The 13,536-nt window shown below is 73.2% G+C and carries 11 protein-coding genes and 1 pseudogene; 8 read left to right on the top strand and 4 right to left on the bottom strand.

What is annotated here, in order from left to right; translation table 11 throughout:
* The 5 genes and pseudogenes from AB0F29_RS34500 to AB0F29_RS34480 form a co-directional block, all read left to right on the top strand.
* A pseudogene (locus tag AB0F29_RS34500) lies at positions 1–426 on the top strand (ABC transporter); the annotation flags it as partial.
* Positions 423–1,214 (top strand): ABC transporter permease, encoded by a 792-nt coding sequence (locus AB0F29_RS34495; protein WP_361880728.1) that lies wholly within the window; start codon positions 423–425, stop codon positions 1,212–1,214. The pseudogene AB0F29_RS34500 and the gene AB0F29_RS34495, both read left to right, overlap by 4 nt.
* A gap of 91 nt (positions 1,215–1,305) precedes the next feature.
* Positions 1,306–2,640: a cytochrome P450 gene (locus tag AB0F29_RS34490; protein ID WP_361880726.1), complete on the top strand. Its 1,335-nt coding sequence runs from the start codon at positions 1,306–1,308 to the stop codon at positions 2,638–2,640.
* A 271-nt stretch (positions 2,641–2,911) separates the two neighbouring features.
* A complete protein-coding gene (locus tag AB0F29_RS34485; protein ID WP_361880723.1) occupies positions 2,912–3,826 on the top strand; it encodes a diiron oxygenase in 915 nt (304 codons plus the stop codon).
* Positions 3,827–3,835: 9 nt separating this feature from the next.
* Positions 3,836–5,530, top strand: a complete 1,695-nt coding sequence (locus AB0F29_RS34480) for an FAD-dependent oxidoreductase (protein ID WP_361880720.1) — start codon at positions 3,836–3,838, stop codon at positions 5,528–5,530.
* A 222-nt stretch (positions 5,531–5,752) separates the two neighbouring features.
* Here AB0F29_RS34480 and AB0F29_RS34475 read toward each other — a convergent pair whose 3' ends face one another.
* Positions 5,753–7,222, bottom strand: a complete 1,470-nt coding sequence (locus AB0F29_RS34475) for an MFS transporter (protein ID WP_361880717.1) — start codon at positions 7,220–7,222, stop codon at positions 5,753–5,755.
* Between the two features lie 238 nt (positions 7,223–7,460).
* Between AB0F29_RS34475 and AB0F29_RS34470 the strand changes: the two genes are divergently transcribed.
* Complete coding sequence (locus tag AB0F29_RS34470) at positions 7,461–7,907, top strand: MarR family transcriptional regulator (RefSeq protein WP_361880714.1); 447 nt, start codon at positions 7,461–7,463, stop codon at positions 7,905–7,907.
* 56 nt (positions 7,908–7,963) lie between these two features.
* On the opposite strand, the gene AB0F29_RS34465 is transcribed toward AB0F29_RS34470, so the two are convergent.
* On the bottom strand, positions 7,964–9,364 hold the full coding sequence (locus tag AB0F29_RS34465; RefSeq protein ID WP_361880711.1) for an FAD-dependent oxidoreductase: 1,401 nt from the start codon (positions 9,362–9,364) through the stop codon (positions 7,964–7,966).
* 210 nt (positions 9,365–9,574) lie between these two features.
* Here AB0F29_RS34465 and AB0F29_RS34460 point away from each other — a divergent pair, with 210 nt between their 5' ends.
* Both AB0F29_RS34460 and AB0F29_RS34455 read left to right on the top strand, forming a co-directional pair.
* Complete coding sequence (locus AB0F29_RS34460) at positions 9,575–10,489, top strand: aminoglycoside phosphotransferase family protein (protein ID WP_361880708.1); 915 nt, start codon at positions 9,575–9,577, stop codon at positions 10,487–10,489.
* A gap of 146 nt (positions 10,490–10,635) precedes the next feature.
* Positions 10,636–11,127 (top strand): GNAT family N-acetyltransferase, encoded by a 492-nt coding sequence (locus AB0F29_RS34455; protein ID WP_361880705.1) that lies wholly within the window; start codon positions 10,636–10,638, stop codon positions 11,125–11,127.
* Here AB0F29_RS34455 and AB0F29_RS34450 read toward each other — a convergent pair whose 3' ends face one another.
* Both AB0F29_RS34450 and AB0F29_RS34445 read right to left on the bottom strand, forming a co-directional pair.
* Positions 11,128–12,129 (bottom strand): zinc-binding dehydrogenase, encoded by a 1,002-nt coding sequence (locus tag AB0F29_RS34450; RefSeq protein WP_361880702.1) that lies wholly within the window; start codon positions 12,127–12,129, stop codon positions 11,128–11,130.
* An 81-nt stretch (positions 12,130–12,210) separates the two neighbouring features.
* Positions 12,211–13,461, bottom strand: a complete 1,251-nt coding sequence (locus AB0F29_RS34445; RefSeq protein ID WP_361880699.1) for an NAD(P)-binding protein — start codon at positions 13,459–13,461, stop codon at positions 12,211–12,213.
* Positions 13,462–13,536: the final 75 nt, after the last annotated feature.

Raw genomic sequence — 13,536 nt, 5'->3', positions numbered from 1 at the left:
GGCCTGGTCGCCGACGGCGTCACCGTCTTCCTCACCACCCAGTACCTCGAAGAGGCCGACGAACTCGCCGACCGCATCGCCGTACTGAACAACGGGAAGATCGCCGCCGAAGGCACCGCCGAGCAGCTCAAGCGCATCGTCCCCGGCGGCCACGTCAAGCTCCGCTTCACCGATCCCGACACCTACCGGTCCGCCGCCACCGCACTGACCGCGGCCGCCCCCGACGACGACTCCCTGTCGCTCTCCATCCCCAGCGACGGCACCCAGCGCGAACTGCGCTCCATCCTCGACCGGCTCGACTCCGCCGGCATCGAGGCCGACGAACTGACCGTCCACACCCCCGACCTCGACGACGTGTTCTTCGCCCTCACCGCCTCCACCACCGTGCCCGCACAGGCCGACCAGCCGAAGGAGAACCTCCGATGAGCACCCTCGCCCTCGCCGTCCGCGACACCAACACCATGCTGCGCCGCAACCTCCTGCACGCCCGGCGCTACCCCTCCCTCACCCTCAACCTGCTCCTCACGCCTGTCATGCTCCTGCTGCTTTTCGTCTACATCTTCGGCGACGTGATGAGCGCGGGCATCGGCGGCGGAGGGGGCGGCCGTTCCGCTTACATCGCCTACATCGTCCCGGGCATCCTGATGCTGACCGTCGGATCCACCGTGGTCGGGACCGCGGTGTCCGTCTCCACCGACATGTCCGAGGGCATCATCGCCCGCTTCCGCACCCTGGCGATCCACCGCAGCTCCGTGATCATCGGCCACGTCGTCGGCAGCGTGCTGCAGAGCGTGTTGAGCGTGGTCCTGGTCGGCGCGGTCGCCGTGGCCATCGGCTTCCGCTCCACGGACGCCACGCTCGTGGAGTGGCTGGCGGCGTTCGGGCTGCTCGTGCTCTTCTCCGCCGCTCTCACCTGGGTCGCGGTCGGCATGGGCCTCATCAGCCCGAACGCCGAGGCCGCCAGCAACAACGCCCTGCCGATGGTGCTGCTCCCGATGCTGTCCAGCGCCTTCATCCCGGTGGAGACGATGCCGGGCTGGTTCCGGCCGATCGCCGAGTACCAGCCCTTCACCCCCGTCATCGAGACCCTGCGCGGCCTGCTCCTCGGCACCGAGATCGGCCACAACGGCTGGCTGGCCCTGGGATGGAGCCTCGGGCTCGTAGTGCTCGGCTACTTCTGGGCGACCTCGAAGTTCGGCCAGGACCCCCGGTGATTTCCCGCCCTGATGACGTCGCCCCGATGGCTTCAGCTCGGGTGCCTCGATCCGATGTCTTGTCTCGATCCGACGACCTGGGGAGAACCTGATGGCGTACGACCCGGCCACCGACTCCGCGACCGCCGACGAGCCGCCCGTCCTGCCCACCGACCGGCACACCGGCTGCCCCTTCGATCCGCCCGCCGCCCTCACCGCGCTGAGCGACCGGCCGGTCCGCCGCCTCCGCTACGCGGACGGGCACGTGGGCCGGCTGGTCACCGGGCACGCCGCGGCCCGCGCGGTGCTGGCCGATCCGCGCTTCAGCTCCCGCTACGAGCTCCTGCACCTGCCGATGGCGATGGAGGGCGCGCCGGGGGAGCTGCCGCCGGCGCCCGTCGGCGACATCATCGGCCTCGACGCCCCGGAGCACACCCGCTACCGCAGGCTGCTCGCCGGCCGGTTCACCGTGCGCCGGATGCGTCAACTGACCGGTCGTATCGAGCGGTTCACCGCCGACTGCCTGGACGCCATGGAGCAGGCCGGACCCACGGCCGACCTGGTGGAGGCCTTCGCCCGGCCCGTGCCCACGCTGGTGATCTGCGAGCTGCTCGGCGTGCCCTACGCCGACCGGGGGCGCTTTCTGGGGCTGGTCGAGGTCATCTTCGACCAGGCGGCCGACGCCGGGGCCAGGGACGAGGCCTACGCGGGGCTGCTCCGATACGTCGGTGAACTCGTCCTCGCCAAGCGGGCCGAGCCCACCGACGACCTGCTCAGCGATCTCGCGGCCACCGGGCCCGGTGGCCCCGCCCCCGAGTCCGGTGGCCCCGCCCCCGAGTCCGCCGCCCCCGGCCCCGCCGCCTCCGGTCTCAGCGACGAGGAGCTGGCCGGGATCGGCGGACTCCTCCTCGCCGCCGGGCTCGACACCACCGCGAACATGCTCGGCCTGGGCGTCTTCGCCCTGCTGGCCAACCCCGGCCAGCTGGAAGCCCTGCGCGGCGACCCTGATCTCGCCGGGCCGGCCGCGGAGGAGCTGCTGCGCTACCTCAGCGTGGCCGACCCGCTGCTGCGGTCCGCGTTGGAGGACGTCGAGGTGGCGGGCGAGCTGATCAGGGCGGGGGAGACGGTGACCGTCTCCGTGCAGGCGGCCAACCGTGATCCGCGCAGGTTCCCCGAGCCGGACCGGCTCGACATCCGTCGCCGGGCCACCGGGCATCTCTCCTTCGGTCACGGCCCCCACCAGTGCCTCGGTCAGCAGCTCGCGCGGGTCGAGATGACCGTGGCGCTCCCGGCGCTCCTCGCCCGCTTACCCTCTCTGCGCCTCGCGGTCCCGCCGGGGGAAGTGCCGCTGCGTGAACGCTCCAGCATCTACGGAGTGGTCTCCCTGCCGGTCACCTGGGGGGAGGAACAGCGCCCGAACCGCCCTCGGGGCGAGGAGATGTGGTGAGCGTCCGTACCGATTTCTACCGGGGGGTAGGCGACCCGGGATCCTTGTTATACCTTGCGTCTAACAAGGATCCCGGGTCGGCCGGTGTCCGGTCCGGCGCGGGCCGCCGCCCCCGGCCCCGGTGATCCCGTACCGCACACAGCACACAGCACACAGCACACAGCGCCACCCGACCCCGTACAGCGCGAGCCGATTGCGTACGCAGCGTTCGGCCGATGTACGCACCTCACCACGATCGAGGATCACCGCACTCGACCCAAGGAGCCGCAGCATGGCCGGCAGCACCGTTCCGTCGAAGGTCCAGGAGAGTCCCGAGGGCGACGACGTCGCGCGGCGGCTGCTCGACTCGGCCGCGCAGCTGGCGTACGACCCGGCCACCGAGGTGGACTGGGAGACGCCGCTGGACAAGGAGTTCCACGGCGCGAGCCCGGAGTGGTGCAGCCTCTACGGGACCGCGTACTGGGGTGAGTTGACCGAGGGGCAGCGCAAGGAGCTGACCCGGCAGGAGGCGGCCTCGGTCGCCAGCACCGGGATCTGGTTCGAGATGATTCTCCAGCAGATGGTGCTGCGCGACATCTACATGAAGAACCCGGCGGGCGCGGAGTTCCAGTGGGCGCTCACCGAGATTGCCGAGGAGTGCCGCCACTCGATCATGTTCGCGCGCGGTGCGAAGAAGCTCGGGGCGCCTCACTACCGCCCCCGCCGTGCGGTGATGGAGCTGGGCAGGGCCTTCAAGACGCTGGCGTTCGGCGAGGCGGCGTACGCGGCGATCCTGGTCGCCGAGGAAGTGCTCGACGTGATGCAGCGGGACTGGATGCGCGACGAGCGGGTCGTGCCGTTCGTCCGCACCATCAACAACATCCATGTGGTGGAGGAGTCCCGGCACATGAAGTTCGCCCGGGACGAGACCCTCAAGCGCCTGGAGGGCGCCGGGTGGGTCCGGCGGCAGCTCAACGCGTTCGTCGTCGCCGTCGCCTCGTACTTCATCGTGACCAGCATGGTGAATCCGGAGGTCTACCGGAGGGCCGGGCTGGACAAGCAGCGCGCGCTGGCCGCCGCCCGGCGCAACGAGCACCACAAGTCCATGATGCGGTCCAGCTGTTCGGGGCTGATGGACTTCCTGGCCTCCGCCCGCCTCCTCACCAAGCCCGCCCTCGCGTTCTACAAGCGCGCGAACCTGATCTGAGCCGGGGCCATGACCTACGCCATCACCCAGACCTGCTGCAACGACGCCACCTGCGTGGCCGTCTGCCCGGTCAACTGCATCCACCCGACGCCCGAGGAACGCGCCTTCGGCAGTACGGAGATGCTCCACATCGACCCCCGGGCGTGCATCGACTGCGGCGCCTGCGCGGACGCCTGCCCGGTGGACGCGATCTTCCCGGTGGACGCGCTGTCCGCCGCACAGCGGGAGTACGCCGGCATCAACGCCGCCTATTACGAGGGCGGGGAGCCGGCCCCCGGGGCGACGGACGGGCCCAACTTCCACGTCTGGGGTGAGCCGGTCTTCGGGCGCAGCCTGCCGTCCGACTTCGGGCCGCTGCGGGTGGCCGTCGTCGGCACCGGGCCCGCCGGGATGTACGCGGCGCAGGACCTGTTGCTGCACACGGCCGCCGAGGTGACCCTGATCGACCGGCTGCCGGTGGCCGGCGGGCTCGTCCGGTACGGCGTGGCCCCCGACCACCCCGCGACGAAGAAGGCCGGCGACGCCTTCTCCCGGTTCCACTCCCACCCCCGGGTCCGGATGCACCTGGGCATCGAGGTGGGCCGGGACGTCACGGCGGAGGAGTTGGCCGCTCACCACGACGCGGTGATCTACGCGGTCGGCGCCTCCACGGACCGGCGGCTCGGCATCCCCGGCGAGGAAGGGCCGGGATGCCTGTCGGCGACCTCGTTCGTCGCCTGGTACAACGCCCACCCGGAGGCCGTCGCGCGGGGCGTCGACCTGTCCGCCGAGCGGGTCGTCGTGGTGGGCAACGGCAACGTCGCCCTTGATGTCGCCCGGATCCTGGTCGCCGACCCCGAGGCGCTCGCGGGCACCGACATCGCCGCCCACGCGCTGGAGGCGCTGCGGGCGAGCCGGGTCCGCGAGGTGGTGGTGCTGGGGCGGCGGGGGCCCGGGGACGCCGCGTACACCCGCTCCGAACTTCTCGCGCTGAAGCATCTGCCGGGCGTGGAGCTGGTGGTGGACGACCACGATCCGCGCACGGGGGCGGCGATCGACGCGGCCGGGGCGGGCGACCGGGCCGGGCTGCTCCGGGGGCTCGCCCGGGTGCGGACGGCCGCCGCGTCCCCCGGGCCCGGTCGAGGGGCGGACCGGCGCATCGTGCTCCGCTTCCACTCCGAGCCGGTGGAGGTCCGGGGCGACGGGGACATGCGCACCGTACGGGTCACCGACGGTGGCGGCGAGGGCGGAGGCGACGGCGGAGGCGAGGGCGCGGTGGATCTGGCCGCCGGGATGCTGTTGCGGGCCATCGGTTACCGGGGGCTGCCGGTCCCGGGGCTGCCGTTCGACGAGGCCTCGGGCACCGTCCCGCACGAGGGCGGCCGGATCGCCGGGCTGCCCGGCGGCTATGTGGTCGGCTGGATCAAGCGGGGGCCCTCCGGCGGGATCGGCGCGAACCGCACCTGCGCGGCCGAGACGGTCGGCACGCTCCTGGCCGACGCGGTCGCCGGGACGCTGCCCGCCGCGACGGGCGACGCCAAGGCGTTCCGGCGCCTGGCCCGACGGCGTAACCGCCGGGTGGTGGACGCCCGGGGCCTGGCCGCGATCGACCGTGCCGAACGGGACCGGGGCCGGCGCGACGGGCGGCCCCGGGTGAAGCTCGCCACCGTCGAGGAGCTGGTCGCGACGGCGAGAGCCGGGCGACTGCTGAGACTGACTCGCTGACCCGCGATCTGGTGGCGTGCTGGCCTGCTGACCTGCTGGCCTGCTGACGCGCCGGCCTGCTGACCCGCGATCTGGTGACGCCCTGATCCGCGACCTGCTGCCCCGCTGCCCCGCTTGACCCGGCGTCGTGCCCGCGTGCCGGGTCACCGTACGAAGTCCGGCCCGTGGACCGGCGGTTCAGCCACCGGGCCACGGGCCGCGCTCCGTACGTGCGACGGACGGTCAGGCCTTGGACTCCGAGGCCTCCGGCACCCCTGCGGGACCGCTCGCGGCGGCCGGCCGCAGGGGCGCGGTCGCCGGGCGTACGGGGATGAGGGCGGCGACGGCCGCCGCCGCGAGGCCCACGCCGCAGCCGATGAGCATCGCGACGCGGAAGCCGTTCTGGGAAGCCAGCGGGAAGCCGCCGAAGTCCGTGGTCATCCGGGCCAGGACCACGCCGATCACCGCCGCCGCGAAGGACGTGCCGATCGAGCGCATCAGGGCGTTGAAGCTGTTCGCCGACGCGGTCTCGGACTGGGGCACCGCACTCATGATGAGCGCGGGCATCGCCCCGTACGCGAAGCCGACGCCCGAGTTGCAGACGAGGGTGACGATCAGCAGGCTCCACGGGGAGTCCGCGCCGATCAGCGGCACGGACAGGCCGTAGCCGGCGGCGATGAGGAGGCTGCCGACGGCCAGGGTGACCTTCGGGCCCTTGGCGGCGGACAGCTTCGCGCCGACCGGGGACATCGCCATCATCATCAGGCCCGCCGGGGCCATCCACAGGCCCATCGCCAGCATCGACTGGCCCAGGCCGTAGCCGGTGGCCTCGGGCAGCTGGAGCAGCTGGGGCACGACGAGGGACTGCGCGTACATCGCGAAGCCGACCAGGATCGAGGCCGTGTTCGTCATCAGGACCTGAGGGCGGGCGGCGACGCGCAGGTCGACCAGCGGTTCGCTGAGGCGCAGTTCCCACCAGCCCCAGGCGGGCAGCAGCACCAGGACGACGGCGAGGAGGGCGAGCGTGGTGGCGCTGCCCCAGCCCCAGTCGGCGCCCTTGGAGACGGCGAGCAGCAGACAGATCAGGGCGGTGCCGAGGCCGACGGCCCCGAGCAGGTCGAAGCCGGTGGACCTGGTGGCCGGGCGGTCCCCGGGGACCAGGGCCAGGATCAGCGCCCCGACCGCGAGGGCCAGCACGGCGACCACCCAGAACAGCACCCGCCAGCTGGTGTTCTCCGCGATGGCGGCGGCGAACGGCAGGCCCAGCGCGCCGCCCACGCCCATCGAGGCGCTCATGATCGCGATGGACGGGCCGAGCTTCTCGGCCGGCACCACATCACGCAGCAGGCTGATGCCGAGCGGGACCACGCCCATGCCCAGGCCCTGGAGCCCGCGCCCGGCGATCATCGGGACCACGGACGAGGACAGGGCGCAGACCACCGAGCCGAGGACCAGCGGCACGAGCGAGACGAGCAGCATGCGCCGCTTGCCGTACATGTCGCCGAGCCGGCCGGCGACGGGCGTGGCCACGGCGGCGGCCAGCAGGGTGGCGGTGATCACCCAGGAGGCGTTCGACGCGGAGGTGTCGAACATCTTCGGCAGCTCCGCGATCAGCGGCACCACCAGGGTCTGGGTGAGCGCCGCCACGATGCCGGCGAAGGCCAGGATGCCGACCACGCCTCCCGGGCGGGCTGCGGGGGGTGAACTCTCCACGGGTACTGCTCCCTCTTGCCCTTCCGGGCCGGTCGTTCGTTCGGGTCGTTCGTCCGGGGCGTCCGTCCGGAGCGTTCGCTCTCGCGTAGGCGCTCTCGCTTGCGCGTTCCCACGTACGCGCTTGCGGGCCGAGTTCCCGGCGTTCGACTATGCAAGATACATTGATTGTGCATCATTCACAGCGCATGCATGATGCACATCTATCGTGAGAGACCTGGTTCGACGAAGGAAGCAGCGCGTGGACAAGCCCATCGACCGGATCGAACGCGAGACGATGCTGCTCGGCCGGTACATGCACATGGTCACCCCGCGCGTGGACTGGCAGCTCGACCGGTCCGCCTACATCCTGCTCAGCCGGATCCAGGTGGAGGGGCCCATGTCCATCGGCCAGCTCGGCGACGCCTTCCGTCTGGACGCCTCCACGCTCAACCGGCAGACCGCCGCGATGCTGCGGGCCGGAGTCGTCGAGCGCATCCCGGACCCCGACGGCGGCATCGCCCGCAAGTTCGCCATCACCGAGGAGGGCGGACGCCGTCTGGAGAGCGACCGGGCGAGGAACATGGCGGGCCTCGCGAAGGTCCTCACGGACTGGACCCCCGAGGAGGCCCAGCAGCTCGCCGACTCCCTCGGCCGCCTGAACCTCTCCATCGAGCGTCTCGACGGACGGCCCTGGCCGCGCGACTGAGCGGGCCCGGGCTTGCGATCCCGGGCCTGGGGCCCCGGGCCTGCGGGCCCGGTGGCTCAGTGGCGGCCCGCGATGCGGTCGGCCACCCTGGCGACGGGGTCCGTGCCGGGGCGCGGCGAAGTGCTCTCGCGGCGGTCGGCTGCGCGGTAAGCCGCGTACATGCCGTGGACGCCGAGCCAGCGGAAGGGCTCCGGCTCCCAGCGGCGGACCTTGTGGTTCACCCACGGCAGGGTGGTCAGATCCGTCGGACCCGCCTGCCCGGAGTCCTGCTGGATCAGGTCGCGCAGGGTGCGGGCGGCGAGGTTGGCGGTGGCGACGCCGGAGCCGACGTAACCGCCCGCCCAGCCCAGACCCGTCGAGCGGTCCAGGGTGACCGTGGCGCACCAGTCGCGCGGGACGCCGAGGACGCCGGACCAGGCGTGGTCGACGTGGACGCCCGCCGTGGTGGGGAAGAGGCGGACCATCAGATCGCGCAGGGCGGCCACGGTGGCGGGCTGGGTGCGGCCGTCGTTGTCGGTGGCCGAGCCGAAGCGGTACGGGTAGCCGCGGCCGCCGAGCGCGATGCGGTCGTCGGCGGTGCGCTGGGCGTAGAAGTAGGCGTGGGCCAGGTCGCCGAGGGTCTCGCGGCCCTCCCATCCGATCGTGTCCCAGATCCGGGCGGGCAGCGGCTCGGTGACGATCATGGAGGAGTTCATCGGGAGCCAGGTGCGCTTCTGCCCCTTGAGGCTCGCGGTGAAGCCCTCGGTGCAGCGCAGGACGTACGGGGCGCGGACCGTGCCGTACGGCGTCACGGCGTGCTTGGGCTTGATCTCGGTGACCGGCGTCGACTCGTGGATGGTCACGCCGAGCGCCTCCACCACGTCCGCGAGGCCCTTGACCAGCTTGGCCGGGTGCAGCCGGGCGCCGTGCGGGGTCCAGGACGAGCCGACGGCCCCCGTCACATGGACGCGCTCGGCGGTCTCGCGGGCGCCGCGCAGGACCCGGTCACTCTCCCCGAAGGCGATCTCGACGCTGTGGAAGTCCTTGAGCCGGGCGAGCTGGGAGGGGGTGTGGGCCACTTCCAGGACGCCGCCCTGGTGGATGTCGGCGTCGATCTTCTCTTCCGCGGCGGTCCTGACGACCTCGCCGACGGTGTCGTTCATCGCCTTCTGGAGCCGTACGGCGGCGTCGTGACCGTGCAGCTTGGCGTACCGGTCACGGCCCGCGATGCCGTTGTACAGCCAGCCGCCGTTACGGCCGGAGGCCCCGTAGCCGCAGAACTTGGCTTCCAGGACGGTGATGTTGAGGAAGGGGACGGCCTTCTTCAGGTAGTACGCCGTCCAGAGCCCGGTGTAGCCGCCTCCGACGATGCAGACGTCGACGCTGGTGTCGCCGGGGAGGGGTTCGCGCGGGGCGGGGGTGCCCTCCCGCGCGTACCAGAACGATATGCCGCCGACGACGGTACTGACGGTGCTCATGATGCCCCTGGTGTCCCTGCCCGGTCCGGTGAGATGCCGAGCGTACGTGTGGCGGGACGTTACTGCGCGCGGGGCTGTTCCGTCATGGCCCGGTCGACGCCGGGCCATGAGGTTCGGCGACCCCAGGATCGGTGACCCAGGTTCGGCGGCCCCAGGTTCGGCGGCCCCAGGATCGGTGACCTCAGGATCGGTGTCCCTAGGATCGGTGAGGTGATCGACATTCCTGACGAACTGATCGCCACGCAGTCCCAGTACAACGGAGCGGCCGGCCGGGCCTTCGTCGCCGCCCTGCCCGGCCTCGCCGAGCGGTGCCTGGAGCGGTGGGGGCTGCGGCCGGACGGCCCGTCGATGTACGGGATGTGCGCGCTGGTCCTGCCGGTGGTGCGGGAGGCCGACGGGCGGCCCGCCGCGCTGAAACTCCAGTCGGTGGACGAGGAGACGGCGGGCGAACCGGTCGCGCTGCGGGCGTGGGCCGACGCGGGGGCCGGGGCGGTGGAACTGCTCGGCCATGACCCGGAGTCCGGTGCGATGCTGCTGGAACGGCTCGACGAGCGGAGGCCGTTGTCCGGCGAGGCCGACGTGCGGAAGGCGGTGACGGTTCTCGGCGCGGTGCTGGCCCGGCTGGTGGCGGTGCCCGCGCCGGAGGGGCTGCGCACGTTGGGCGGGGCGGTGGAGCGGATGCTCGCGGCGGTTCCGGAGAGGGTGGGCCTGCTGGCCGACGCCGAGGACCGGCGGCTCGTCGAGGACTGCGCGGCGGCGGTGCGGGAGGTCGCGGGGGAGCCGGGGGACCGGCTGCTGCACTGGGACCTGCACTACGACAACGTCCTGGCCGGGCGCGCGGACGCGGGGCGGGCCGGGGAGTGGGTGGCGCTCGACCCGAAGCCGCTCGCGGGGGACCCGGGATTCGAGCTGTTCCCGGCGTTGGACAACCTCTTCGACGCCGACGAGGTGGTGTGGCGGTTCGACGCGTTGACGGAGGCGCTGGGCCTGGAGCGGGACCGGGAGCGGGCGCGGGCCTGGACGCTGGGGCGGGTGCTCCAGAACGGGCTGTGGGCGGCGGAGGGCGGGGAGGGTCGGATCGCCCCCGACCACGCGGAGATCGCCCGGCGGCTGCTGGGGCGGTGAGGGGCCCGCCTCCCGCGCGCCGGTCGGGGCCGTGGGCAGGGGGGCAGGGGCGGAGCCAGGGGCGGAGTCGGGTCCGCGGCCTGGCCGGAAGCCGCGAAGAACAAAACAAGGTGTGGCCGGGTCCCCGGGTTGCTTACGCTGCGCCCATGATTCGTACCGCCACACGTGAAGACGTCCCCGCCCTGCACTCCCTGGTGCGGGATCTCGCCGAGTACGAGAAGGCCCTCGACGAGGTCGTCGTCACCGAGGACCAGCTGCACGAGGCGCTGTTCGGCGACCGGCCCGCCGCCTTCGCGCACGTGGCGACGGCCGACGACGACAGCGGCGAGGTGATCGGCTTCGCCCTCTGGTTCCTGAACTTCTCCACCTGGCGCGGAGTGCACGGCATCTACCTGGAGGACCTGTACGTCCGCCCCGACCGGCGCGGCGGCGGCCACGGCAGGGCGCTGCTGACGGAGCTGGCACGGATCTGCGTGGAGCGCGGCTACCAGCGGCTGGAGTGGTCCGTGCTCGACTGGAACGCCCCGTCCATCGCGTTCTACGAGTCGCTGGGCGCGCGCCCGCAGGACGAGTGGACGGTGTACCGGCTGACGGACGGGGCGCTGACCCGTCTGGGGGCCGACGGGCGCGGGGCCTGACTACGGCTCCAGGACCACCTTGCCCATCGTGCCCCGGGTCTCCAGCGCGCGGTGCGCGGCGGCGGCCCCGGCGAGCGGGAAGCGCTGTACGGCGGGCCGCAGCCGGCCGGCCGCCGCGTCGGCGAGGGCACGGGTCTCCAGCGCGCGCAGACCGCCGCCGTTCTCGATCATCCCCGGCCCGAGGACGGACCCGGACGTGATGGCGCGTTCGGCCAGCTCCTCGTCGGTGAAGGTGAGCGGGCCCCCGTCGTGGAGCCCCTCGCCCGACCAGCCGTAGACCACGTGCCGCCCGCCGGGGCCGAGGAGGTCCACGGCGGCGCGGGCGGTGGTCCCGCCGACGGAGTCGTAGACGTCGGTGGCCCGCACTCCCGCCGCTTCGAGGTGTTCACGAGCCTGGCGCGGCCAGTCGGGGCGGGTGTAGTCGAGGGCGAGGTCGGCGCCCTCGGCCTCCGCCCGGGCCACCTTCGCCGGGCCGCCGGCCAGCGCGATCACGGTGGCGCCCGCGCTCTTCGCGTACTGGACGAGGAGGGTGCCGATCCCGCCCGCCGCCGCGGTGACGACGACCACGGAATCGGGGCCGAGCGGGGTGAACCCGAGGATGCCGAGGGCGGTGCGGCCGGTGCCGATCATGGCGACGGCCTCGGCGGCGTCGAGCCTCTCGGGGATCTCGTGGAGCCGGTCGGCCTCGGTGACGGTGAGTTCGGCGTACCCGCCGGGCGCCACGCCGATGTGGGCGACGACGCGCTTGCCGAGCCAGGCCGGGTCCGTCCCCTCGCCCACCGACTCGACGGTTCCGGCGACCTCGCGGCCGGGGATGGTGGGGAGGCCGACGGGCTCCGGGTACGGGCCGCGCTCTCCCTCCCGCAGAACGGTGTCCAGAACGTGGACCCCGGCCGCGGCCACGGCGATACGGACCTGGCCGGGGCCGGGGACGGGGTCCTCGGTCCGCTCGTACACGAGGTTCTCGGCGGGGCCGAAGGCGTGAAGGCGTACAGCGCGCATGACAAGCTCCATGGGGTCGCGCCGCGGGCCGTGCTCGCCGCGGGCTGTGACCCCACCCTCATACATCAAGTGCGCTTGAGGTCAACCCCGTAGACCCCGTCCTGGGCCCCCGTCCTGGGCCCCCGTCCTGGGCCCCCGTCCTGGATCCCCGTCCTGGATCCCCACCCGGGAGCGCGGCCCGGCGGCCTTCACGGCGAGCAGGGCGGCTTCGATGCCGCTGGTGAAGGAGACCTCGCTGAGGAGTCCGGGGGCGGCGACCTGGTCGCCCGCCAGGAAGATCCCGTTGCCCCGGACGACGGAGGGCCGGTCCCGCCAGGTGGTGCCCGGGCGGTCGACGGCCCCGGTGCGGCCGTCGGCGAGGGCCTCGACGCGCCAGGTGGTGCGCTCCCGCCAGCCGGGGAAACCGAGGTCGAGGAGTTCCTCGGCCCGCGCGGTCCCTTCCGCCCTGCGCGCGTCGGGGCCGATCGGGAACTGGCCCTGGAGCAGCTGTTCGCCGGCCGGGGCGAGGCCGGGATCCTGGGCGGTGAACCGCTCCAGCCAGCCGGGCGCGTCCAGGTCCGACACGACGAACGCGTCGCCGCGCCGGGTGCGCACCGCCAGGTCCAGCAGGACGGTGCGGCCGCTGTCCCAGGTGAGGGACGCGTCATCGAGGAGGACACGGGCGGAGTCGAGGGAGGTGGCGACGACGACCGGTCCGGTACGGGCCAGCTCGCCGAGGATCCGGGCATCGACGCGGGCGGCGGTCTCGATGCCGACCCCGAGGCCCCGGGCGTGGCCGGCCAGCCGCTCGACGAGCGGAGCCCAGCCGCCGACCGGGTAGTGGGCCTCGGGCGGGAACGAGGCCAGGCGGTGCAGGCGCTCCTGGACGAACCGGGCGGAGAGCGACCCCGGGTCGTGGTGGAACAGGGCGGTGGCGGCGAAGTTCGAGGCGGCCCGGGCACCCTCCTCGCCGACCTGTCCGACGGCCCACTCCAGGAAGGCGACGTCGACCGGGGCCGTGCGGGGAGCCCGGCGGGCGAGCCGCAGCAGAGCCGCCGGCGGGGTCCGGCGGGCGGCTCCCGCGCGGCGGAAACGGAAGCGGAGGCCTTCGAGGGACGGTACGGAGACGACGGCGCCGAGAAGACCGCGCCGGGTCAGCCAGGTCCAGTGCGGCCCGCGCCGGTACAGGGCGTGCGGGCCTTCGTTGGCGCGGTACGGCCCGTCCGCGGTCCTGGCTCGGCCGCCGAGGGTCCGGTGGCCCTCGTGCAGGGTGACGCGCGCACCGGACTCGGCCGCGGTGATGGCGGCGGTGAGGCCGGCGAGGCCGCCGCCGATGACGTGGATGTGTTCCATGGCTGGATCTCCTTCGCGTCTTTGATGATGCGACGGATCGGGGGCGGCGGCTCGTGACACGGTCGACGGGGGATT

Origin of the sequence: Streptomyces sp. NPDC026589, assembly GCF_040638385.1 — a bacterium.
In the GTDB taxonomy this organism is placed as follows: Bacteria; Actinomycetota; Actinomycetes; order Streptomycetales; family Streptomycetaceae; genus Streptomyces.
Note: the sequence above shows the minus strand (reverse complement) of the source record. Positions and strands in the feature narration are given on the sequence as shown.

Coding starts and splice junctions, on each gene's coding strand:
- AB0F29_RS34495 (WP_361880728.1), top strand. CDS start 423: ATGAGCACCCTCGCCCTCGCCGTCCGCGACACCAACACCATGCTGCGC.
- AB0F29_RS34490 (WP_361880726.1), top strand. CDS start 1,306: ATGGCGTACGACCCGGCCACCGACTCCGCGACCGCCGACGAGCCGCCC.
- AB0F29_RS34485 (WP_361880723.1), top strand. CDS start 2,912: ATGGCCGGCAGCACCGTTCCGTCGAAGGTCCAGGAGAGTCCCGAGGGC.
- AB0F29_RS34480 (WP_361880720.1), top strand. CDS start 3,836: ATGACCTACGCCATCACCCAGACCTGCTGCAACGACGCCACCTGCGTG.
- AB0F29_RS34465 (WP_361880711.1), bottom strand. CDS start 9,364: ATGAGCACCGTCAGTACCGTCGTCGGCGGCATATCGTTCTGGTACGCG.
- AB0F29_RS34455 (WP_361880705.1), top strand. CDS start 10,636: ATGATTCGTACCGCCACACGTGAAGACGTCCCCGCCCTGCACTCCCTG.
- AB0F29_RS34450 (WP_361880702.1), bottom strand. CDS start 12,129: ATGCGCGCTGTACGCCTTCACGCCTTCGGCCCCGCCGAGAACCTCGTG.
- AB0F29_RS34445 (WP_361880699.1), bottom strand. CDS start 13,461: ATGGAACACATCCACGTCATCGGCGGCGGCCTCGCCGGCCTCACCGCC.